Source organism: Streptomyces sp. NPDC015242 (assembly GCF_043079125.1).
GTDB lineage: Bacteria > Actinomycetota > Actinomycetes > Streptomycetales > Streptomycetaceae > Streptomyces.
Map to the genome: position 1 here is coordinate 580069 of NZ_JBIBUF010000002.1, position 22099 is coordinate 602167.

The window sequence follows — 22099 nt, forward strand, 5'->3', positions numbered from 1 at the left end:
CCAGAACCTCCTGTTCAGCACGGTCCCCTCTCGGCGAAGCAGCAGGTCAGACGGTTTTCCACAGGGCGGGACGGCCGGGCGCCGGATCTGCCTACCATGGCCTGACCGCCATCCGCGGCACGAAGCGGACGGCCTGCGAGGGGGGATGGGCGATGACGCGCTTCGTACGGGGGGCCGCGCTGGCGGCCGCCTCGGTGCTGCTCGCCGCGGGATGCGGCGGCGGCTCGTCCGACGACGGCGGGAGCGGGCTCTCCTGGGGCCGCTGCAAGGCCACCGCCGACGGCCCGGCGCCGAGCAGCGAATGGCAGTGCGCCACGCTGAAGGTGCCGCTGGACTGGTCCGAGCCGGACGGCGAGACGATCGGCCTGGCGCTGATCCGCGCCAAGGCCCGGGGGGACGACCGGGCGGGCTCTCTGCTGTTCAACTTCGGCGGCCCGGGCGCTTCCGGCGTGTCCATGATGCCGTCCTACGCCCCGACCGTCTCCCGGCTGCGCGAGCGGTACGACCTGGTGAGCTGGGACCCGCGCGGGGTGGGCGCCAGTGAGGGGGTGCGCTGTCGCGCCGACAAGGAGATCCAGGCGGCCGAGTCGGTGGACGCCACCCCGGACACCCCTGCCGAGGAGAAGGCGTACCTCGCGGACGCCGCCGACTTCGGCAAGGGCTGCCGGAAGAACGCCGGCGATCTGATGGCGCACGTCTCGACGGCCGACTCGGCCCGCGACATGGACCGCATCCGCCAGGCCCTCGGCGACGACCGGATGCACTACTTCGGCATCTCCTACGGCACCGAACTGGGCGGCACCTACGCCCACCTGTTCCCGAAGAAGGTCGGCCGCATGACGCTGGACGCGGTCGTCGACCCCGGCGCCGACACCGTGGGCCACGCCAAGAACCAGGCCAAGGGCTTCCAGCGCGCGCTGGACGGCTACCTGGAGTCCACGGGCCAGGACCCGAGGGAAGGCTCGCGGAAGATCGAGGCGCTCCTGCGGCGGCTCGACGCGCGCCCCCTGCCGGCCGGCACACCCGGGCGGAAGCTGACCCAGACCCTCGCGGTCACGGGGATCGTCCTGCCCCTGTACAGCAGGGACAGCTGGCCGACGCTCACCAGCGCCCTGGACGCGGCCGAGCGCGGCGACGGCTCGGAGCTGCTCGCCCTCGCCGACGGCTACAACGAACGCGACTCCTCGGGCCGCTACGGCACGACCACGCACGCCCAACGGGTCATATCGTGCCTGGACGACCGGCAGCGCCCGACCGCGGCCGAGACGAAGAGGCTGCTGCCGGAGTTCGAGAGGATCTCCCCGGTCTTCGGGGCGTTCCTCGGCTGGGACACGGCCGGCTGGTGCCACGACTGGCCGGTGCCCGGACAGCACGAAACCCCGAAGGTGAGCGCACCCGGCGCCCCGCCGGTCCTGGTGGTGGGCAACACCGGCGACCCCGCCACTCCCTACGAGGGGGCGCGGAGGATGGCCGACGAGCTGGGCAAGGGTGTCGGAGTGCTGCTCACCTGGCGGGGCGAGGGCCATGGGGCCTACGGCAGTGGGAGCGACTGCGTCGACGCCACGGTGGACGCGTATCTGCTGAAGGGCACGGTCCCGAAGGACGGCAAGGTCTGCTCATGACGACGGCGGGGGCTCCGGGCACCCGTGGTGCGCGAAGCCCCCGCCGCTGCGGAAGGCAGGCCGAGTGCGGCTCAGTAGACCGGCTTGCTCGGCTCGATCTGGTTGACCCAGCCGATGACGCCGCCGCCGACGTGGACCGCGTCGGAGAAGCCCGCGGACTTCAGCACCGCGAGGACTTCCGCACTGCGGACACCCGTCTTGCAGTGCAGGACGATCTTCTTGTCCTGCGGGAGGCTCTCCAGGGCGGTGCCCATGAGGAACTCGTTCTTCGGGATGAGCCGCGCGCCCGGGATGGAGACGATCTCGTACTCGTTCGGCTCGCGGACGTCGATGATGTCGATGCTCTCGCCGTCGTCGATCCACTCCTTGAGCTGCTTGGGAGTGATCGTGGAGTCGGCGGCCGCCGCCTGGGCCTCCTCGGACACGACGCCGCAGAAGGCCTCGTAGTCGATGAGCTCGGTGACGGTCGGGTTCTCGCCGCAGACCGCGCAGTTCGGGTCCTTGCGGACCTTGACCTGGCGGTACTGCATCTCCAGGGCGTCGTAGATCATCAGCCGGCCGACCAGCGGCTCACCGATGCCGGCGAGGAGCTTGATGGCCTCGTTGACCTGGATGGAGCCGATGGACGCGCACAGCACGCCCAGCACGCCGCCCTCGGCGCAGGAGGGGACCATGCCGGGGGGCGGCGGCTCCGGGTAGAGGCAGCGGTAGCAGGGACCGTGCTCGGACCAGAAGACGGAGGCCTGGCCGTCGAAGCGGTAGATGGAACCCCATACGTACGGCTTGTTCAGCAGCACGCAGGCGTCGTTGACCAGGTAGCGGGTCGCGAAGTTGTCCGTGCCGTCGACGATCAGGTCGTACTGGCTGAAGATGTCCATCACGTTGTCGGCCTCGAGCCGCTCTTCGTGCAGGACGACGTTCACGTAGGGGTTGATGCCCTTGACGCTGTCGCGGGCGGACTCCGCCTTGGAGCGGCCGATGTCGGCCTGGCTGTGGATGATCTGGCGCTGCAGGTTCGACTCGTCGACCTCGTCGAACTCCACGATGCCGAGGGTGCCCACGCCCGCGGCGGCCAGGTACATCAGCGCCGGCGAGCCCAGGCCGCCGGCGCCCACACACAGCACCTTGGCGTTCTTCAGCCGCTTCTGCCCGTCCATCCCGACGTCGGGGATGATCAGGTGGCGGGAGTACCTGCGAACCTCGTCTACGGTGAGCTCGGCAGCCGGCTCGACCAGGGGTGGCAACGACACGGGGACTCCGTTGGTCGGTCAATCACTACGGTTGTTCTCCCCGTAACACTGCCATGCGCTTTTTCATTCCGAGACACCTGTTCCGATCCGCGAGACGAACTCGTCCCAGTACCCGGGCATGGTCTCCCAGGGGTCCACGCGCCCGCCGCGGTCCGTGCGGTCGGTGAACCAGACCGTCGCGGCGCCCTGCCAGCGGGCGATGCGCAGGGCCTCGTCCAGGTGCGGGCGGGGCACGCTGTGGACGAAGTGGCAGAAGCGCTCGGGCGGATGGGCGGCGGTCCACTCGGCCACCTGCGAGAAGCGGTAGTCGCTCCAGGAGCCGGAGAAGGTGACCAGCTGGTCGGCGTGCTCGGCGTACCCGGGGTGCGGATGGGTGCCGTGCCCGAGGACGATGTGGGGATCGTCACGGATCACGCGGAGCGTGGCGACGAGGCGGCGGACCTCCGGCAGCTCGGCCCGGTCGGCGGGGCAGCGGTCCAGGAGGTAGCCGTCGACCTGGTACCAGTCGGCGAACCGGTGCGCGTCCGTGATGAGTTCGCCGAAGGCGCGGAAGCCGTACCGGGTGTCGAGGCGGCCGAGGACGCGGACGCCGGCGTTGCGCAGCCGTCCGGCCGCCGCCAGGCAGTGCGGGTCGGGGCGGCTGCCGGGGCCGTCGGCGACGTTCAGGACCACCCAGTGCAGCGGGATGCCGGGGCGGGTGAGCTCTCCCCACTCGGTGGGGGCGAGCAGGGGGTGCGCGTAGCCGGGGACGCCGAGGCCGGGGCGGAGTTCCGTGCTCGCCGAGCGGGGTGGCGGGCTGGTCAGATGCGGCATGCCGCCTCCATCCAGATGTCGGCCAGGGACTCCTCCAGACCGATCCGGGGCCGCCAGCCGAGCCGGTCCCGCGCGGTGCGCACATCGGCCTGCTGCCAGCTGCCGCAGCCGTCGGGGTACGGGTACGCGACCGGGGGCGCGTGGTCGGGGTCGGGCCGCGGGTGCCCGATGGCCGAGCGCAGGGCACCGGGCGGGCCGTCGAGTTCGTGGAGGGCACCGCCGTATCCGGCGACGCGGGCGAGGACGGCGGCGGCGTCGCGCAGGCGGACGGCGCGGCCGGAACCGATGTTGATCACGCCCTGCGCGGCGGAGAGCGAGGCGGCGTGGACGGCCCGGGCCACGTCGCGGACGTCGACGAAGTCGCGCTGGGCGCCGAGGCCGCCGAGTTTGAGTTCGCCGTCGCCGGACTGCATGGCGCGGCGCATGGCCTCGGCGAGCCGGCCCAGCGGGGAGCCGGCGGGGGTGCCGGGCCCGGCCGGGGAGAAGACGCGCAGGACGACGGCGTCGAGCCCGGAGCCCAGGACGAGTTCGGTGGCGGCAAGTTTGCTGACGCCGTACGGGCCGCCGGGGCGGGGCACGGCGTCCTCGGCCGTGGAGGAGCCGGGCTGGCTCGGGCCGTATTCGGCGCTGCACCCGATCTGCACCAGACGGGCACCGCAGCCGCTGCGGCGCAGGGCCTCGCAGACGGTGGCGACGGCGACGGTGTTGTGGCGGGTGAGTTCGCGGGCTCCGCCGCGGGTGGCACCGGCGCAGTTGACGACGACGCCCGGGTGGACGGCGTCGAGGAAGCGGGTGAGGGCACCGGGGCTGCCGGACGCGAGGTCGAAGCGGACGTCGGCGTCGTCGCCGCGGCCGAGTGCGGTGAGCTGGACGGCCGGGTCGGCGAGCAGACGGTCGGCGACGAAGCGCCCGATGTAGCCGTTGGCTCCGATCAGCAGGACTCTCATCGCGCGGCTCCCGGGGCGGCCGGGGCTCCTGGGTGGGTGGTCATGTCGTTCTCCTAGGGGCGGTAGGACGGTGTCGTGGGTGCCTGGCGGTGGGGCCGTCACCGGGGGCGGTCACCGGTCGGGCTCCGCGGGTGCGTGGGCCGAGGCCCGGGTCAGCTTGCGGGTCGCGTGGACCAGGAGGGCGAGGGCGGCCGCGCCGCAGACGAGGGCGGGGAGGCTGCCGGCGCCCCAGGCGGTGACGAGCGTGTCGACCGGTGTGGCCAGGAGGCCGCAGTCGGGGAGGCGGGAGGTGAAGACCAGACCGAGGGCGGCCGCCTGGAGGGTGGCTGCCGCCGTGAGGACGACGGACGGGGCGTAGGTGAAGCCGTGGACCGTGAGGAGGCGGGCCAGGAAGAGCAGAGCGCCCAGGGTGAGGGTCTCCGGGTAGGGGGCGGGCTCGCCGAGGACCGCGGCGCACAGGGTGAGCAGGGCCGCCAGGACGGCCAGGAACAGGGCGAAGGAGCCGAGCAGGAGCGGTCGTACGGCCGCGGCGAAGTCCTCCAGTCCTCGGCTCGACGCGAGTCTGCGGCGGGCGCGCCCGGTGAGGAGGTGGGCGGTCCAGGCCGCCGGCGCACAGGCCAGAGCGAGGGCGAGGACGGGAGCGGCGGTGACGGGCCAGGGCCCGTCGGCCGAGCCGGTCGGCAGGGCGTCGGGGCCGCCGGCGAGGGCGCTGACCAGCAGACCGTCGCCCAGGAGGGCGTAGCCGGCGAGCCACAGGGTCCATGGGGTGGTCCGGCCGGGCGCCGCGCCGGGCCGGGGTCCGGGCCGGCCCTGGTCGGTCCTGCTGAGCGGGCCCCGGCGCAGGGCCGCGCGCAGGGCCAGGGCGACGGCGAGGGCGCCGGCAACGGCGGTGAGCAGGCGTGTGCGGCCGTCGGTGAGATGTGCGGCGGCCACGGCGGCGGCGCACACCGCGCCGGGCAGCAGCGTCAGCAGGACCCAGGCGGCGCGCACCCGGGGAGCGGTGGGGGCGGTGGGCGGGGGCGTGTCCCCGTCCCGCGAGGCCCGCGCGAACATCTCCTCGGCCAGGGAGAAGACGTCCCGGTGGCGGAAGCGGGCGGCGGTGCGGTCGGTGATGCCGTGGGCCTCCAGGCCCGCCGCGATCTCCAGGGGATCCACGGCCCGTTCGCAGAGGTCCCGGTGGCGGTGCATCAGTGCCTTCACGGGGTCGGCGGCGCCTCGGCGGGGGGACGGCGGTGTGCGACCGGGCTCGGCCGCACGGCTCCCGGACGGCGCGTGGCCGCCCTTCGTCTCCTGGCGCGCGGACGGATCGGCACCGGCCTCACGCGCGGCGGAGTCGGCGGCGGAGTGCAGCGACCGCTCCGAGTCCGTGTCCCAGGCACCGGGGCTGGTCGGGGTGCCCGGCCGGTCCAGTTCTCCGAGGTCCTTCACCGCGCTCCCTCCGGGGCGGGGACGGGCGTGGTGGCCCGCACCGGACGGGCCGTGGCCCAGCCGGGGCCGCTGCGGGCGGCGAGGCTGGGCGAGGGGGTGGACCAGCGGACCGGGACCTGGGCCTCGGCGGGGACGGCGAAGGGCAGCGGCTCCCCGTCGAGGACGCGGCGGACGGGTGCGCGCGCGACGATCTCCAGGTAGATGCCGTGAAATGCCGCGATGTTCTGCTCGACCGTGAACAGTTCGAGGGCGCGGGCGCGCGCCGCCGCCCCCAGGCGCGCACGGCGCTCGGGGTCGCGCAGCAGCGCCACACACGCCTCGGCGAGCGCCCTCGGATTGCGCGGCGGTACGACGAGGCCGGTGCCGCCGATGACCTCCACCACCGCGCCGACGTCCGTCGAGACGGTCGCCCGCCCGGACAGCATGGCTTCGACGAGGCTGATCGGGAAGCCCTCGACGACACTGGACAGGACGGTCACGGCGCCCGAGGCGTACGCGTCGGCGGGTCGGGGCAGTTCCGGCCCGCCGATCTCCTCGAAGGACACGGGGTTGTCGCCGGGGCTGTGCGGGCCCTCGGCCTCGTCGGGGAAGAGCTGGGCGGCGAGCGCCCGGCAGTGCAGGAGGTAGGCGGCGCCCTCGGGGCCGACCGGGCTCCCGACCACGCGCAGGCGGGCCTTCGGACGCTGCTTGCGGATCTCGGTGAAGGCGTGCAGCAGCGAGACCAGGTCCTTGGCCGGCTCGACCCGGCCGACCCAGACGAGGGTGTCCGGGTCCGCGCACTCGGGGGACTCGCCGGCCTCCGCGAAGGGCCGGGCGTCCATGCCGGGGTGGACCGTGCGGAGCTTCTCGCGGTCGGCGCCGCAGCGCTCCTGCCAGCGGCGGGCGTGCGCGTTGCCGGCGGTGACGACCTCGGCCTGCCGGTAGGCCTCGGCCGCCAGCCGGCCCTGGAACGCGGCGAGCAGGGAGCGCACGGCGGGCGGGGCGTCCGGGGTGGAGAGGTAGTGCGTCCGCAGGCGCACGCCGTACTCGGTCACCAGCAGGGGCACACCGGTGAAGTGGCGGGCCAGCAGGCCCGGCAGGACGGCCGGGCCGCCGGACGCGGCGTGGCACAGGTCGACCGCGCCGAGGCCGTCGTCCTCGTACCAGTCGAGGGAGAGGGGGCGCAGGGCGCGTTCCAGGTAGCCGGCGACGGCGAGCAGGTCCGGCACGCGCGCCTCGCGCGCGGCGCGCTGGGCGCCGGGCGCGCGGCAGGCGCGTTCCAGGGTGCGCACGGCGGCCTCGGAGCGGAGCGCGCCCACCAGCCCGCCCGTGTCGCGGGCGAGCTCGGCGAGCCCGTAGAGGGCGTTGGCGAAACGGTCCGCCTCGGAGGTCGACGTACCCTCGGGAGCCCTCATGGTGCCTGCCGACCCGCACAGCACCGCCGCCAGTTCCCCGAAGCACTCCCGGAACCGCCGCCGGGCCCGGCGTCCCGGCACGACCTCGTCGTCCTCGGCCATCCACAGCGGCGCGGTCCGCACCCGGCGCACGTTCGGCGGCAGCGGGACCCAGCCCTCGTCCTCCTGGTGCTGGCTGCGGCTGAGCGCGTAGACGTCGAACTCGTGCTGTGCGAGCCCGTGCACGAGCCGGTCGCACCAGAGCCTGGCGTCCCCGCTCACGTACGGATAGCCACCCTCGGTCAGCAGTCCGATGCGCACGAGTGCACCCCCGATCTCCCGTATGAGGAGCCGCCGTTGCCCGGCGGCTCGCAGCGGGACGAACGTATGCGGACAAGGCGGTGGTACGACGGACGGTTGTCCGTCGCACCACCAAAAGGGGTGAACGGTCGTAACTTTCCCGTGCGGGTCGCGTTCCGTCGCGCTAGGAGATCAAGTGGACACGGATCGTCATGCTGCGGCCAACTCCCGTCGTTCCGCCCGGCGTCGCGCGGCGGCCTCCGGATCGAGCGCGGGCACGGCGGCGAGCAGCTGCCGGGTGTACGGGTCCCGGGGCGAGGCGTACACCGCGCCGACGGTTCCCTCCTCCACGACGGCGCCCCGCCGCATCACCGCGACCCGGTCGCTGACCTGGCGTACGACGGCCAGGTCGTGCGCGACGAAGACGAGCGCGAGTCCGAGTTCGCGCTGCAACTCGCGCAGCAGGGCGACGACATGGGCCTGGGTGGTGACGTCGAGGGCGGAGACCGGTTCGTCGCAGACGAGGACGCGAGGGTCTGCGGCGAGCGCCCGTGCGATGCCCACGCGCTGGCGCTGGCCCCCGCTGAACTCGTGCGGATAGCGCTCGTGATGCGCCGCCTCGAGCCCCACGCGCTCCAGCAGTTCCCCGACGCGCTCCCGGATGCGCCCCTCGTCCCGCTCACCCCGGGCGCGCAGCGGGTCGGCGATGGACTCGCCCACGCTGCGGCGGGGGTTGAGCGAGGAGACCGGGTCCTGGAAGACCATCTGCACGGCCGGGTGCACGCCGGTGTGCGGGCGGCCTTCGAAGCTGATGGTTCCCGCCGTCGGCTCCAGCAGCCCCACGAGCATGCGGCCCAGGGTCGTCTTGCCGCTGCCGCTCTCCCCCACGATGCCGAGGGTCTCGCCACGCCGCAGGGTCAGCGACACGTCGCGCACGGCCGTGACCGCGCGCTTGCCGCGTCCGAACGCGCGCCGCAGCCCGGTCGCCTCCAGGACCACCTCCCCGGGCGCCGCCGGGTCCTTCGGCGGCGCGTCGAGCCGGGGGACGGCGGCCAGCAGTTCGCGGGTGTAGGGCTCGGCCGGCGCGCCCAGCACGGTGCCGACCGGGCCGTGCTCGACCGCCCGGCCGTACTGCATCACCAGCACCTCGTCGACGCTCTCGGCTGCGACGCCCACGTCGTGGGTGACGAGCAGCAGCCCCATGCCGGTCTCCTCGCGCAGGGCGTGCAGCAGGTCGAGGACCTGGGCCTGCACGGTCACGTCGAGGGCGGTCGTCGGCTCGTCGGCGATCAGCAGCTCGGGCTCACAGGCGAGGGCCATGGCGATCAGGGCGCGCTGGCGCATGCCGCCGCTGAACTCGTGCGGCCGGGACCGGGAGCGCCGGGCCGCGTCGGGGATCCCCACCCGGTCCAGGACGTCGACGGCACGCGCGCGTGCCGCCCGCCGGGACACGCGCGCGTGCAGGCGGTACACCTCGGCGATCTGGTCGCCGATCGCGTAATACGGGTCGAGGGAGGACAGCGGGTCCTGGAAGACCATGGCGGCCGTCCCGCCGCGCAGCCGCCGCAGTTCCTCCTCCGAGGCCCGCTGGACGTCGGTGCCGGCCACCTCGACCGTGCCGGCGACCCGGGCGCCCGTGCCGCGGTGCAGGCCGAGCAGGGCGGACGCCACGGTCGACTTGCCGGAGCCGGACTCACCCACCAGCGCCAGGGCGGCACCCCGTTCCAGCCGGAAGGAGAGACCGTCGACGGCCCGCAGCCCGCCGAAGTCCACGCGCAGGTCGCGCACGTCGACCAGGCTCATGTCAGCACCACCCGTCGGTCGGCCACCGCGTACAGCACGTCCGCGACGGCGTTGGCGAGGACCACGAAGAAGCCGGTCACCAGGACCATGCCGACGACCACCGGCAGGTCGACGACCTTGACGGCCTGGACCATCTCCCGGCCGATGCCGGGCAGTCCGAAGAGCGTCTCGGTGAGCACGGCCCCGCCGAACAGGACGCCGATGTTGTTGGCGTTCACGGCGATGAGCGGGGCCACCGCGCCGCGCAGGGCGTGCCGCCCGATGATCGCCCGCTCCCCGACGCCGTAGGCCCGGAAGGTGCGGACGTGGTCCTCGGCGAGGGTCTCCAGCATCGCGGCCCGGGTCAGCCGGGCGTACGTCGCGGACTCGATGAGCGCGAGCGACAGCCAGGGCAGCAGCAGGTTCCAGGCCCACTGTTCGGGATCGTCGGTGAAGGCGACGTACTGCGGGAAGGGCAGCAGCTCCAGCTGCCCGCAGACGACGATCATCAGCACGAGCCCGATGACGAAGACGGGCGTGGACATGCCCGCCAGGGTGAGGGTGGTCAGCAGCCGCTCGGTGAACCGCCCGCGCCGCCACACCGACAGCACGCCGGTGCCGACGCCGATGACCAGCCAGAGCACCATCGCGCCGAGCGCCAGGGAGGCCGTGACCGGCAGCTTGGCCAGGATCAGCGCGGTGACCTGCTGGTCGCTCTGGTACGACAGCCCGAGGCAGGGTGCCGCGCAGTGCTGGACCGAGGTGCCGGTGGAGTAGTCCTGGCCGGCGACGAGGCCCTGCAGGAAATGCCAGTAGCGCTCGTACAGCGGGTCGCTCAGGTGCAGTTGCTCCGCGACCTGCCGCACCTGGGCGGGCGAGCAGCGGGGGCCGCAGGTGATCTGGGCGACGTCGCCGGGCGTGACGTAGAAGACGACGTAGATGATCACCGAGAGGGCGAACAGGGTGACGAGGGCGCCGACGGCTCGGCGCAGCACGAACCCTCCGAAGCCGGTCACGAGGCCGCCTCCGCCTTGCGGCCCGTTCCGACGCGCAGGCGCGAGGAGGCGCGCGGGTCGAGGGCGGTGCGCACGCCGTCGCCGAGCACGGTGAGGGCGAGGACGGTGACGAACAGCGCGCCCGCGGGCAGCAGCAGGTACTGCGGTGCCGCCTGGTACCAGACGTCGGCGGAGGTGAGCATCTGCCCCCAGGAGGGGGTCGGCGGCTTCACGCCCACGCCGAGGAAGGACAGGGCCGCCTCGACGGTGATGTTCGTCGGGACCAGGATCGCCGCGAAGGTGATGACGGGGGCCGCGAGGCCCGGCAGCAGCTCGCGCCGGGCGATCCGGACGGCGCCCCAGCCGCTGAGCCGGGCGGCGGCGACGTAGTCGAGCTGCTTGAGGGTGAGCGTCTGCGCGCGCACCATCTTGGCGAGCGTCCCCCAGCCGGAGACCAGGCCCACGACGAGCGCCACCAGCACGGGGCGCGGGAAGCTCGTGGGCACGACGGCGAGCAGGGCGAGCGCGACGACCATCAGCGGCATCGCCACGAAGATGTCGGCGACGCGGGTGAGCACGAGGTCCACCCAGCGGTTGCCGAGCCCGGCCGCGACGCCGACGACGACGCCCAGCACGAGCTGCACGACCGTCGCCGCGAGCGCGACGCCGAGCGACACGCGCGCGCCGTACACCAGCCGTGCGAACAGGTCGCGGCCGGTCTGCGGTTCGACGCCGAGCCAGTGGTCGGCGCTCGCCCCGCCGAACGGCCCGACGGGCACGCCGCCGCGCGCGGAGTCCACCAGGGAGGGGTGGTAGGTGGTCGGGTCCTGGCCCTCGATCGCGGTGAGCAGGGGCGCGGCGAGCGCGACCACGACGAGGAGCGCGACGGCGGCCGCCGCGACGAGGGCGGCGCGCTGCGTCCGCAGCCGCCGCCAGAACTGTCGGGCCCCCGAGGCGGCCGGGACGGTGGTGTCCGTCCCGGCCGCCTCGACGGTGAGGAGTGCCTCGCTCACGGCGTCACTTCACCGCGACCTGCGAGACGTCCAGTACACCGGTCCAGTCGCTGATCACGATGTTCTTGACGTCCTTGCCGTACAGGCGCTTGTAGACCGGGTGGAACAGCGGGACGGTCAGGGCCTTCTCGCCGATCTTCTTGTCCAGTGCGCCCCACCTCTTGGCGGCCTGGTCGAGATCCGTCAACTTGTTGATGGCGTCGATCTCGGCATTGACCGACTTGTCGTTCAGCAGGCCGGTGTTGAAGTTCGCGCCGTCCTCGACGATCTGCCGGCCGTCGAAGATCGGGGCGAGGAAGGGACCGCCGGAGGGCCAGTCGGCGCCCCAGTGGGCGAGGAAGAAGCCCGGCTCGGTCTTCACGTCGTGGATCTTGTCGGAGTAGTCGTTCTCCTCGAGGCCCTGGAGCTTGACCGTGATGCCGGCCTTCTTGAGCGCGTCCTGGATGGCGGTCGCGATCTCCGGGCTGGTCTCGAAGTCCCGGGCGTTGGAGTGCGTGATCGTGACGGTGAGCCCGTTCGGGTGCCCGGCCTCCTTCAGCAGCTCCTTCGCCTTGGCCGGGTCACCGGCCTTGCCCGCCGGGAAGTGGTCGTACGGCGTGTGTCCGAAGGACTTCTGGTCCGGCAGGAAGGTGGTGGCGGGCTCGGCCAGCGCGGACCCGCCCGCGGCGTTGACCACGGAGGACCGGTCGATGGCGTACGAGATCGCCTGCCGCACCTTGACGTCGTCGAACGGCTTGATCTTCGGGTTGAACGCGATGTAGTTGGTGTAGCCGAAGTGCCCGGTGCCGACGCGGGAGGCGAGGTCCGGGTCGCCGCTGACCTTGGCGAGTTCGGCCGGGCCGAGGTTGGTGTCCGTGGTGACCGCGGCGGCGTCCGCCCCCTGGGACGCGGAGAGCCGCTGGTTGATCACGGACGAGTCGAGCCCGGACCGGACGTCGACCTTGTCCGGGTACGCCTTGCGCTCGGCGTCGGTCGCGGCGGACCAGTGCGGGTTGCGCTCCAGGACCAGGCGCTCACCGTCGTTCTCGTTCCGCACGACCTTGTACGGCCCGGACGAGACCGGGTGCTCCTCGTACTTGGTGCCGGTGTCCTTGCTCTTCGGGACGGGCGCGAACTGCGTCTGGGTGGCGAGGTAGGGGAACTCGCCCTCGGGCTTGTTCAGCCGGAAGACGATGGTCCGCTCGTCCGGCGTCTCGATCGCGTCGAGGCCCTTCCCGCCCTTGTACGGCCCCTGGTAGCCGGCCGCCCCGACCAGCCAGTCGCGCAGGTAGGGGGCGCCGCCCGACAGTTCGGGGGCGAAGGAGCGCTCGATGCCGTACTTGATGTCGGCCGAGGTGATGGGGGTGCCGTCCTCGTACTTCAGGCCCTTCTTCAGGGTGTACGTCCACACGGTCGCGTCCTTGTTGGGACGCCCGGTGTCGGTGGCGAGGTCGGGGACGACCTTCGTGCCGGCGGCACCGTCCTCGCGGTTGCGGGTGGTGAGGGTACGGAAGACCAGGGAGGGGACGTTGCCGCCGCCGGAGGTGTAGAGGCGGGCCGGGTCGAAGTCCTGCTGGGGGTTGGCGTTCAGGACCGTCAGGGTGCCGCCCTTGTGGGGCGTGGAGTCGCCGCCGGCGCCCTTGGCATCGTTGTCCTCAGGGCCGCAGGCGGCGGCGCCCGCTGCCAGGACCAGGCTCACGGATGCCGCGGCCACGCGGCGCGCTATGACGGACGGTTGGCGCATCGGAATGACGACCTCTCGGAAGGCGTCTCGGATCACGAGACGAAATGACGAAGGGTGAGACGGAGAATCGCAGACGTCTGCCCGGCGCCGGGTCGTCGAAAGAAGCCGCTACAGGATCACGGCAAGGAAAAAGGAGATTCGCGACGCGCGCCTCGGGCGGGCGTCAGCAACAGTGGATGTCGGCCACGCAGAGCGGGGTCACGCCGATGAGCGCCAGCTCGATGGCGGCGCGAACGGAGGCGTGGCGGGGAGACATGCCCAGAAATATGTACGAACTCTCTGCGCATGTCAACGCGAGACGCGCCACACCGTCCGCTCCGGCCTCAACTCCGCGGATACGGCCAGGGGTTGGCACGGCACCGGATGCCGTCGTGGTCGAGGAACTTGGTCTGCTGCTGCATGACCGGGGCGAGGTCGCCGTCCTTGTCGCAGGTGACGTGCCCGTACCCGAGGCGGTGCCCGACCTCGTGGTTGATCAGCATCTGCCGGTAGGCGTGGATGTCGGCGTCACCGTACGTCCGTGAGCCCTGGGCCCACCGGTAGGCGTTGATCATCACGCGTTCGGTCGCGGCCGAGTCGCAGGAGACGTTGTCCACGGTGGTGTCCAGGCCCGACTTGGCGCACCAGTCGGCGGTCGTGCCCGGGCTGGCGAGGGTGATCACGAAGTCGGGACGGCCGGAGTGGATGCGCTCGAAGCTGCGCGCGCCGTTGTGGGCCCAGCTGCGCTGGTCGTTGAGCGTCTTCTGCACGGCCTCGGCGAACAGTGCGGCGTCGAGCCCCAGCCCCTGCTCCACGTCCACGCGGTAGGTGAACTTCTGCCCCGCGCCGGGCGCCTTGGCGATGCCCGGAACGGCGTCGAACCGGCCCGGACCCTTGAGCGTGGCCCCGAGCGGGTAAGTCCGGGCCATCTTGGCGTCGTACGTCAGCGGCGCCACGTCGGCACCCGGGGCCGGGTTGGCCCGTCCTGCCGCGCGGGACGCCGGGTCGCGCACGTCACGGGCCCGGTCGGTGGCGGACTGCGACTGCACGTCGGCACCGCCCTGGTCGTCGGTGACCTGACCGGCGACGATCACGGCCAGCACGGTGGTGACGGCGGCGGCCGCGATGCCCGTGAAGGTACGGCCCTTGCCTCCCCTGCCCCCCGGCGCGGGCGCACCACTGGGCGCCGCTCCGTCGGGGTCGCCGGAGCGGCGGTCGGCCGGGGTGCCCGCGTTCCAGTCCGTGACGGAGGCGTAGGCGTCCGCCGCGTGCGCGGAGGCGGGCGTACGGGGCGCGAAAACGTCGTCCTCCTCGTCAAAGGCGTCGAGATAGTCCTGCCGTGGGGCGGGCACGGGGGCCCGCCGCTGCCGGGGTATGGCGGCCCCGGCCCCCGTACGGCCGGCACCGCTCACCCCCAGGTCCCCCCAGCCACCCCCGGCCTCCCGCTGCTCGGGGTGCCCACCCCGAACCTGCGGAAAACCGTGCGCGGGAGTCCCGTCGGGCAGCCTCGGCACACCGCGCGCGGGGGTCCCGTCGGGCAGCCTCGGCACCCCACTGGCAGGCGTGCCGTCAGGCATCCGCGGCACACCCCTGGCAGGCGTACCACCGGCAAAGCCCGGCACACCACGCGCGGGAGTCCCATCGGAGAACCTCGGCACACCACGCGCGGGCGTCCCGTCAGGCAGCCTCGGCACCCCCCTGGCAGGCGTACCGTCGGCGAAACGCGGTACCGGTGCTCCGCGGCCCGGCGGGCCGTCAGCCGGACGCGGCATTCCAGGCCCGGGCGTCCTGTCGGGCAGGCGCGGCACGCCGTGTGCCGGCGTCCCGTCGGGCAGCCACCCCTCCGGCAGTCGCGGCACGCCCTGAGGGGGCGTCACATGCGCGGGTGTGCCGTGAAGGGGCGCCGGATACGGAGGCGTCCCGCGCGGTGGCGCGATCGGACCCGGTGCGGGTCGCGGACCCGGCACCCGGCGCGGTCCCGCGCTCGCCGCCGGCCATCCGCCCTGCCCGGGCGGGGCCGGCCGGCCGGCCCGGTTCTCGTCCGGCGCCCGGCCCTGCCCCGGTCTCGGCCCAGGTGCCGAGCCGTCCCGGCCGTCCCGTACTGCGGTGGTGTCCGAGGTGTCGCCCTTGGCGACGGACCCCCGGCGGCTGTGGCGTCCCACGTCGCGCCTCAGCCCCCCATGCTTTCGTCGGTGGTGTCCCGGTCGACGGCGTCGCCCGCGCGGGCACGCGCTGCACCGCTGTCCGCCGCGCCCCGCGCCCGCCGCGCGCGCTGCGTTCCCAACTCCCCGGAGTCCTCCAGCAGTTCACGGAACGCCATGGCGACCGTCTCCGGGTACTCCATCATGGCCACGTGCCCCGCGTCCGGCAACGTCACGAGCCGCGAGTCGCGAAAAGCCCGGGCCGCCTTCTGGGCCATGCGGAAGCCGACGAGCTGGTCGCGACCGCCGTAGACGAGCAGCGTCGGCGCGAGGACGCGCTCGGCCTGGCGCCACAGTCCGTGCTGGCCACCGAGGGTGTAGGCGTTGACGATGCCACGCGCGGAGCGCGCCATCGCGTCCCAGAAGTACGGCAGCCGCAGCCGCCGCTCCATCTCCTCCACCGCGTTGCGGAATCCTTCCGGCGTGACCCGCCCGGGGTCCCCGTAACACAGCGCCATCACGCCACGGACGCGCTGTTCCGCGGTCCACTCGCGCGTGAGGCGCGTGAACAGCGGCGCGATCCCGGGCACGGCGAGCAGCCCCGTCGGCACGGCGGAGCGCTGCACTCGGATCTCCGGCAGGGCAGGGGACACAAGCGTGAGCGTACGGACGAGATCGGGCCGGACCGCGGCGACACGGGTGGTGATGGCGCCGCCGAGCGAGTTCCCGAACAGGTGCACGGGTCCGCGGCCGGAGGCGTCGAGGTAGCGGATGACCGCGCGGGCGTGCCCCGTGACGGAGTAGTCGCCGTCGTCCGGGGGCGGGGAGTCGCCGAAGCCCGGCAGGTCGACGGCCTCGGGGTCGACGACGTCCTCCAGCAGCGGCATCAGCGCCGACCAGTTCTGCGAGGAGCCCCCGAGCCCGTGCACGTACAGCGCCGGAGGCAGACCCTCGCGCGCGGGCGGCCGCGACCGCACCGTCAGCGTGACCCCGGGCAGCTCGACCGACCTCAGCCGCTCCCCCTCCGCGACCCGGACGGTCCCCACCTTCGGCAGCACATTGGCGGGCGGCACGAACGGCAGCTCGGTCGAAGACATGCGGCAATGTTACGAGACGATCACGCAGAGGCTCATGCGTTCGCCTGTGTTCGCCGTCACAGGAACGGGCCGCCCGGGAGGGGGACACCGAAGCCGTCCGGGGCACCATGGAAGGCAGTCGACGGGGTACGCACTGCGTCACGCACCGGACGCGGATCGCATAGCGTCCGGATCGGGTGTCTCCTAGGCTCGTACAGAGGGCACCCGCGTGTGGCCCCTGCATTCCCAGGGACGTTCGTAGGAAGGGAGCCCAGCATGGCCGTTGACCCCACCGACCCGGAGACGTTCGAGGCCGAGGACGCGCCTGAGACGCGGGAGTTCGGCGTCGAGGCGCCCGAGGTCGACGCGGCCGAGCAGCAGGCGGACCTCGCGCCGGACCGGGACGACCCGCTGACCGGCGTCGACCCGGACCGCGCCAGCGAGGCCGACTTGGTGGAGCAGGCCCGCATCGTCTCGCTCGACGAGGACGACTACCGGTGACGCCCGCCCCCGGCGGGCGTCCGCCCACGCCACCGAGCAGGAAAGGAGCCGTATTTTGCCCGCTCTGACCCTGTTTGAAACCTTCTCAACCGCTTTCGTAACCGTCCGGTCCGTGAAATTCTGCGCTCTCACCGCGCACACCACGGTTACCGAAAAGTACGATGGCGACGCGGCCAGATCCGCACGTGGACGACTATGGGAGGCGGCGTGACAGCCATCGAGCAGACAGAGGCGGTTCGCCCGCGGGGCACACGCCTGCCGCGCCGTGCCCGACGCAACCAGCTCCTGGGCGCCGCCCAGGAGGTCTTCGTGGCCCAGGGCTACCACGCGGCCGCGATGGACGACATCGCGGAGCGCGCCGGCGTCAGCAAGCCGGTGCTCTACCAGCACTTCCCGGGCAAGCTCGACCTCTACCTCGCCCTGCTGGACCAGCACTGCGAGTCGCTCATCCAGTCCGTGCGGCACGCGCTCGCGTCGACCACCGACAACAAGCAGCGCGTGCGGGCGACGATGGACGCCTACTTCGCGTACGTCGAGGACGACGGCGGCGCCTTCCGTCTCGTCTTCGAGTCGGACCTGACCAACGAGCCCGCGGTGCGCGAGCGCGTGGACAAGGTGACGAACGAGTGCGCCGAGGCGATCTGCGACGTGATCGCCGAGGACACGGGCCTGTCGCGCGCGGAGTCCATGCTGCTCGCCTCGGGCCTCGGCGGACTCGCCCAGGTGGTGGCCCGCTCGTGGCTGCACAGCGACCGCAGCGTGCCCCGCGACCAGGCGGTGCAGCTGCTGACCTCGCTGGCGTGGCGCGGCATCGCGGGTTTCCCGCTGCACGGGACGGACCAGCAGCACCACTGACGGGCGCGTTGTTCCCGTCCGGTGTTCGCTCGTGGCGTTCTCGGGCGGAGCGTGTACGTCCCCTCACCGGGCTAATGTGTGCTGCGTACGGCGCGGAAGTTCGCGCACATCACTGACCGTCGGAGGGACATAGCCGTGGAGGTCAAGATCGGCGTGCAGCACGCGCCCCGCGAGATCGTTCTGGAGAGCGGTCAGAGTGCCGATGAGGTCGAGCGGGCGGTGTCCGAGGCGCTGGCCGGGAAGTCGCCGCTGCTGAGCCTCGTGGACGAGCACGGCCGCAAGGTCCTCGTCCCGGCCGACCGCCTCGCCTACGTCGAAATCGGCGAGCCGGCCCCGCGCAAGGTGGGCTTCGGCGCGCTGTAGGCGCTCGGGTGCCGAGGGGGCGGGACGGCGGCTGCCGTCCCGCCCCCTCGGCGTTCCCGGCCCCGTGCGGCACGGGGATTTCTCCACGGATGGCGCACAGGTCGCCCACAGGGGTGGATTGGATTCCGCAGGTCAGGGGTAAGACGGGCTACGACCGATTTGGGCAGGCCGCCATGTGGGAGGGACCCCCGACATGCTCCTGGAAGCGCTGAGCTCCGCCATCCTCGGCCTGGCTCTGGCCTGGACGGCCACGCACCGGCTTGCGCACCGTCTGCCGTCCCGCCCCCTGGTCCTGTCGACCGGTGTCGCCGGCTCCCTCTTCGGGGCCTTCGTCATGCACAGCGCGCTGGACGCCGGGCACCTGCTGGTGGTCCTGCTCGGCGCGGTGATCGTCTCGGTGGCCTCGCTGTCGCTGCTGCTGCGCCCCGCGGGAAGACTGCGCCGCCGATCGGCGACCGCCTGACGGGTCGCCGATGGCGGCGCTCACGGCACGCGGGACGCGCGGGACGGCAGGGCGACGGCCCTGACGCCGGCCCCGGGCCCGCGCCGGGCCCTCGGCCGGGGAGCCGGCGGCGGGACGCGTGACTAGGCGGCCAGGCCCAGCGCCGCCATCCGCTTGGTGTGCGCCTCGGTGATCCGGGAGAACATCCTGCCGACCTCGGCGAGGTCGAAGCCGTCCGCGACGCCGCCGACGAGCATGGTCGACAGCGCGTCCCGGTCGGCGACCACCCGCTGGGACTGCGACAGCGCCTCGCCCATGAGACGCCGCGCCCACAGCGCGAGCCGGCCGCCCACCCGCGGGTCCGCGTCGATCGCCGCGCGCACCTTCTCCACCGCGAAGCCGCCGTGCCCGGTGTCGTCGAGCACGGCCAGCACCAGGGAGCGGGTGTCGGAATCCAGCCGGGCCGCGACCTCCCGGTAGAAGTCGCTGGCGATGGAGTCGCCGACATAGGCCTTGACGAGGCCCTCCAGCCAGTCCGAGGGCGCCGTCTGCTTGTGGAAGCCGTCGTACGCCGCGACGAACGGCTCCATCGCGGAGGTCGGCTCCTCGCCGATCTCGGCGAGCCGGTCGCGCAGCCGCTCGAAGTGGTGGAACTCGGCCGACGCCATCTTGGCCAGCTCCGCCTTGTCCTCCAGCGTCGGCGCCAGCTTGGCGTCCTCCGCGAGCCGCTCGAACGCCGCGAGCTCCCCGTACGCGAGCGCACCGAGCAGGTCCACGACCGCGGCGCGGTACTGCGGGTCGGCGGAGGCCGTCGCCCAGTCCCGGGCGGCGACTCCGGTGGGGGCGGCGGGGGCGGTGTCCGAGGCGTTCCCAGGCTTGTCAGAGCTCGTCATGAAGCGCACAATAGCCCGCCCGCCCGGGGGCGTAAGGCCCTGGTCAATCACTGTGATGACGACTACGTGACCAAATCGGCCGTCGCGTGTGCGGGAATCCGGGGTATGGTGGTAATGCGCCTGCTGGTACGTCGACGTACCTCGACAGGCCGCACGTATGAGGATGCCCGGTCGGTGGCCCGATCGGCTCCGACCCGACAGCCCTCCCCGGCGTACGGCACTCAGCGTACGAGACCCGGAGGGGACACCCTCAGCGGCACGAGCGCTCGAGCGTCGGCGCGGTCCCGTGCTCTACGGCCCGCCCGTAGGCAAGCCGACGTCCCCGGCACGGTCCGACACGACCCCCGCGCTCGCCTCGCGCCGCCCACACAGAAGAGGCAGCACCCTGACTACGACGTTCCGAGAGCTCGGGATCCTTCCCGAGACCGCCGAGGCCCTCGAAGCCGTCGGCATCACCACCGCCTTCCCCATCCAGGAGATGACGCTCCCCGTGGCCCTTTCGGGCTCGGACGTCATCGGCCAGGCCAAGACCGGCACCGGCAAGACGCTGGGCTTCGGCCTCCCGCTCCTCGAGCGCGTCACCGTCCCCGCCGACGTCGAGGCCGGACGCGCCAAGCCCGAGGACCTCACCGACGCCCCGCAGGCCCTCGTCGTCGTCCCCACGCGCGAGCTGTGCACGCAGGTCACCAACGACCTGCTGACCGCGGGCAAGGTGCGCAACGTGCGCGTCCTCGCGATCTACGGCGGCCGGGCCTACGAGCCCCAGGTCGAGGCCCTGAAGAAGGGCGTCGACGTGGTCGTCGGCACCCCGGGCCGGCTGCTCGACCTCGCCGGCCAGAAGAAGCTGAACCTGAAGCACGTCCGGTGCCTGGTCCTCGACGAGGCCGACGAGATGCTCGACCTGGGCTTCCTGCCCGACGTCGAGAAGATCGTCAACATGCTGCCGGTGCGCCGTCAGACCATGCTGTTCTCGGCCACCATGCCGGGCGCGGTCATCGGACTGGCCCGCCGCTACATGTCGCAGCCCACGCACATCAGCGCCACCGCGCCGGACGACGCGGGCGCGACGGTCGCGAACACCAAGCAGTTCGTCTACCGCGCGCACAACATGGACAAGCCCGAGATGGTCGCGCGCATCCTCCAGGCCGAGGGCCGCGGGCTGGCCATGGTCTTCTGCCGCACCAAGCGCACGGCGGCCGACCTCGCCGACCAGCTCAAGCAGCGCGGCTTCGCGTCCGGCGCGGTCCACGGCGACCTCGGTCAGGGCGCGCGCGAGCAGGCGCTGCGCGCCTTCCGCAACGGCAAGGTGGACGTGCTCGTCTGCACCGACGTCGCCGCCCGCGGCATCGACGTCGAGGGCGTCACGCACGTCATCAACTACCAGTCGCCGGAAGAGGAGAAGACGTACCTGCACCGCATCGGCCGTACCGGCCGCGCGGGCGCCAAGGGTACGGCGATCACACTCGTCGACTGGGACGACATCCCGCGCTGGCAGCTGATCGACAAGGCGCTGGACCTGGGCTTCAACGACCCGCCGGAGACGTACTCCACGTCCCCGCACCTCTTCTCCGACCTCGGCATCCCCGAGGGCACCAAGGGCGTCCTGCCCCGCTCGGAGCGCACGCGCGCCGGGCTGGACGCGGAGGAGCTGGAGGACCTGGGCGAGACGGGCGGCCGCGGGCCGCGCGGGCGTGGCGGCCGGGGTGGCCGTGACGCCCGGGACGAGTCCCGCCCGGCCGACCGCGAGGGTTCCGCGCGTACGCCGCGCCGCCGTCGCCGCACGCGCGGCGGGGCCTCCCTGGACGCGCCGGGTTCCGCCGGCGCCGCCCCGGAGACCACGGCGCCGGCCGCCGAGGGCACGGCCGGTGCGGAGGCCGTCACGGCTCCGCGCACGCCGCGCCGTCGCCGCCGCACGCGCGGCGGTGCGTCCGCGGAGGCCGCGCCCGTCACGGCCGTCGAGACGCCGGTGCCCGCACCGGCGGAGGCCGCCGTGGCGACGGCGGAGGGCACGACCGAGGCACCCGAGTCGGCCGCGAAGCCGCGGCGGCGCCGTACGCGCAGGTCGGAGACGGCGGTCGTGGAGACCCCGGCAACGCAGACGCCGGCGGTCGAGGCCGAGGCCGCGGTGACGCCGTCGGCCACGGAAGCCACGGCCGTGGCGGAGGCCGCCGCGGTGACCGCGGAGCCCGAGGTCGCGGCCACGCCGCGCCGCCGCACCCGCAAGGCCACGGCACCCGCGGCCGAAGCAGCCGTCGACACGGCCGAGGCCGCGGAGACCAAGCCGCGCCGCACCCGCAAGACCGCCGCCGCGGCCGAGACCGCCGTCGACGCGGCGGAGGCCGCCGAGGCCAAGCCGCGCCGTACGCGCAAGACGGCCGCCGCGAAGGCCGACGCCGCTCTCGACACGGCGGAGGCCACCGAGGCCAAGCCGCGACGGACGCGCAAGACCGCCGCCCCGGAGACGGACACGGAGGCCACCGAGGCCAAGCCGCGCCGCACCCGCAAGACGGCCGCGACGAAGTCCGAAGCCGCCGTCGACACCGCCGAGGGCACGGAGACCAAGCCGCGCCGCCGCACCCGCAAGGCCGCCGAGCCCGCCCAGG

Annotated in this window: 19 protein-coding genes; 6 read left to right on the plus strand and 13 right to left on the minus strand. The window is 73.4% G+C overall.

Annotated elements, in window-relative coordinates:
* The first annotated feature begins 152 nt into the window (after positions 1-152).
* The gene (locus ACF07N_RS08040) at positions 153-1622 is read left to right on the plus strand and encodes an alpha/beta hydrolase (RefSeq protein ID WP_392109730.1); all 1470 of its coding nucleotides are present in this window, start codon (positions 153-155) and stop codon (positions 1620-1622) included.
* Between the two features lie 71 nt (positions 1623-1693).
* Here the strand turns inward: ACF07N_RS08040 and moeZ are convergent, their stop codons facing one another.
* The 12 genes from moeZ to ACF07N_RS08100 form a co-directional block, all read right to left on the minus strand.
* The gene (moeZ, locus tag ACF07N_RS08045; protein ID WP_344536406.1) at positions 1694-2872 is read right to left on the minus strand and encodes an adenylyltransferase/sulfurtransferase MoeZ; all 1179 of its coding nucleotides are present in this window, start codon (positions 2870-2872) and stop codon (positions 1694-1696) included.
* 63 nt (positions 2873-2935) lie between these two features.
* Positions 2936-3685 (minus strand): spherulation-specific family 4 protein, encoded by a 750-nt coding sequence (locus ACF07N_RS08050; protein WP_392109733.1) that lies wholly within the window; start codon positions 3683-3685, stop codon positions 2936-2938.
* On the minus strand, positions 3673-4632 hold the full coding sequence (locus ACF07N_RS08055) for an NAD(P)-dependent oxidoreductase (RefSeq protein ID WP_307177379.1): 960 nt from the start codon (positions 4630-4632) through the stop codon (positions 3673-3675). The genes ACF07N_RS08050 and ACF07N_RS08055 overlap by 13 nt, the downstream gene beginning before the upstream one ends.
* 111 nt (positions 4633-4743) lie before the next feature.
* Positions 4744-6060: a hypothetical protein gene (locus tag ACF07N_RS08060; RefSeq protein WP_392109736.1), complete on the minus strand. Its 1317-nt coding sequence runs from the start codon at positions 6058-6060 to the stop codon at positions 4744-4746.
* Positions 6057-7754 carry a DUF3492 domain-containing protein gene (locus tag ACF07N_RS08065; RefSeq protein ID WP_392109739.1) on the minus strand — a complete coding sequence of 566 codons (1698 nt, stop codon included), beginning with the start codon at positions 7752-7754 and terminating at the stop codon, positions 6057-6059. Before ACF07N_RS08065 ends, ACF07N_RS08060 begins: the two co-directional genes overlap by 4 nt.
* Before the next feature lie 189 nt (positions 7755-7943).
* Positions 7944-9536, minus strand: coding sequence for a dipeptide ABC transporter ATP-binding protein (locus ACF07N_RS08070; protein ID WP_392109742.1), 1593 nt, complete (start codon positions 9534-9536; stop codon positions 7944-7946).
* Complete coding sequence (locus ACF07N_RS08075; RefSeq protein ID WP_383324081.1) at positions 9533-10531, minus strand: ABC transporter permease; 999 nt, start codon at positions 10529-10531, stop codon at positions 9533-9535. Before ACF07N_RS08075 ends, ACF07N_RS08070 begins: the two co-directional genes overlap by 4 nt.
* The gene (locus ACF07N_RS08080) at positions 10528-11523 is read right to left on the minus strand and encodes an ABC transporter permease (RefSeq protein ID WP_383324084.1); all 996 of its coding nucleotides are present in this window, start codon (positions 11521-11523) and stop codon (positions 10528-10530) included. The genes ACF07N_RS08075 and ACF07N_RS08080 overlap by 4 nt, the downstream gene beginning before the upstream one ends.
* Positions 11524-11527: 4 nt before the next feature.
* A complete protein-coding gene (locus ACF07N_RS08085) occupies positions 11528-13246 on the minus strand; it encodes an ABC transporter substrate-binding protein (protein WP_392109746.1) in 1719 nt (572 codons plus the stop codon).
* 163 nt (positions 13247-13409) lie between these two features.
* A complete protein-coding gene (locus ACF07N_RS08090) occupies positions 13410-13502 on the minus strand; it encodes an Ms4533A family Cys-rich leader peptide (protein ID WP_324614289.1) in 93 nt (30 codons plus the stop codon).
* A gap of 67 nt (positions 13503-13569) precedes the next feature.
* A complete protein-coding gene (locus ACF07N_RS08095) occupies positions 13570-14577 on the minus strand; it encodes a DUF3152 domain-containing protein (protein WP_392109753.1) in 1008 nt (335 codons plus the stop codon).
* Between the two features lie 818 nt (positions 14578-15395).
* Positions 15396-16463, minus strand: a complete 1068-nt coding sequence (locus tag ACF07N_RS08100; protein WP_383588509.1) for an alpha/beta fold hydrolase — start codon at positions 16461-16463, stop codon at positions 15396-15398.
* A 255-nt stretch (positions 16464-16718) separates the two neighbouring features.
* Between ACF07N_RS08100 and ACF07N_RS08105 the strand changes: the two genes are divergently transcribed.
* From ACF07N_RS08105 to ACF07N_RS08120, 4 genes are all read left to right on the plus strand, one after another.
* Positions 16719-16943, plus strand: a complete 225-nt coding sequence (locus ACF07N_RS08105) for a hypothetical protein (RefSeq protein WP_383324096.1) — start codon at positions 16719-16721, stop codon at positions 16941-16943.
* Between the two features lie 207 nt (positions 16944-17150).
* Positions 17151-17798 (plus strand): TetR/AcrR family transcriptional regulator, encoded by a 648-nt coding sequence (locus ACF07N_RS08110; RefSeq protein ID WP_094057729.1) that lies wholly within the window; start codon positions 17151-17153, stop codon positions 17796-17798.
* A gap of 135 nt (positions 17799-17933) precedes the next feature.
* On the plus strand, positions 17934-18161 hold the full coding sequence (locus ACF07N_RS08115) for a DUF3107 domain-containing protein (RefSeq protein ID WP_309096965.1): 228 nt from the start codon (positions 17934-17936) through the stop codon (positions 18159-18161).
* A gap of 193 nt (positions 18162-18354) precedes the next feature.
* The gene (locus ACF07N_RS08120) at positions 18355-18624 is read left to right on the plus strand and encodes a hypothetical protein (protein ID WP_383324100.1); all 270 of its coding nucleotides are present in this window, start codon (positions 18355-18357) and stop codon (positions 18622-18624) included.
* A gap of 122 nt (positions 18625-18746) precedes the next feature.
* Here ACF07N_RS08120 and ACF07N_RS08125 read toward each other — a convergent pair whose 3' ends face one another.
* On the minus strand, positions 18747-19496 hold the full coding sequence (locus tag ACF07N_RS08125) for a ferritin-like fold-containing protein (protein WP_383324103.1): 750 nt from the start codon (positions 19494-19496) through the stop codon (positions 18747-18749).
* A gap of 478 nt (positions 19497-19974) precedes the next feature.
* Here ACF07N_RS08125 and ACF07N_RS08130 point away from each other — a divergent pair.
* Positions 19975-22099 (plus strand): DEAD/DEAH box helicase (locus tag ACF07N_RS08130; protein WP_392111078.1); only part of this gene is annotated, 2125 nt, incomplete at its 3' end.

What these genes read in the sequence shown, in the direction of transcription:
- ACF07N_RS08040 (WP_392109730.1), top strand. Translation starts at nt 153, where the DNA reads ATGACGCGCTTCGTACGGGGGGCCGCGCTGGCGGCCGCCTCGGTGCTG.
- ACF07N_RS08050 (WP_392109733.1), bottom strand. Translation starts at nt 3,685, where the DNA reads ATGCCGCATCTGACCAGCCCGCCACCCCGCTCGGCGAGCACGGAACTC.
- ACF07N_RS08055 (WP_307177379.1), bottom strand. Translation starts at nt 4,632, where the DNA reads ATGAGAGTCCTGCTGATCGGAGCCAACGGCTACATCGGGCGCTTCGTC.
- ACF07N_RS08070 (WP_392109742.1), bottom strand. Translation starts at nt 9,536, where the DNA reads ATGAGCCTGGTCGACGTGCGCGACCTGCGCGTGGACTTCGGCGGGCTG.
- ACF07N_RS08085 (WP_392109746.1), bottom strand. Translation starts at nt 13,246, where the DNA reads ATGCGCCAACCGTCCGTCATAGCGCGCCGCGTGGCCGCGGCATCCGTG.
- ACF07N_RS08090 (WP_324614289.1), bottom strand. Translation starts at nt 13,502, where the DNA reads ATGTCTCCCCGCCACGCCTCCGTTCGCGCCGCCATCGAGCTGGCGCTC.
- ACF07N_RS08100 (WP_383588509.1), bottom strand. Translation starts at nt 16,463, where the DNA reads ATGTCTTCGACCGAGCTGCCGTTCGTGCCGCCCGCCAATGTGCTGCCG.
- ACF07N_RS08105 (WP_383324096.1), top strand. Translation starts at nt 16,719, where the DNA reads ATGGCCGTTGACCCCACCGACCCGGAGACGTTCGAGGCCGAGGACGCG.
- ACF07N_RS08120 (WP_383324100.1), top strand. Translation starts at nt 18,355, where the DNA reads ATGCTCCTGGAAGCGCTGAGCTCCGCCATCCTCGGCCTGGCTCTGGCC.
- ACF07N_RS08125 (WP_383324103.1), bottom strand. Translation starts at nt 19,496, where the DNA reads ATGACGAGCTCTGACAAGCCTGGGAACGCCTCGGACACCGCCCCCGCC.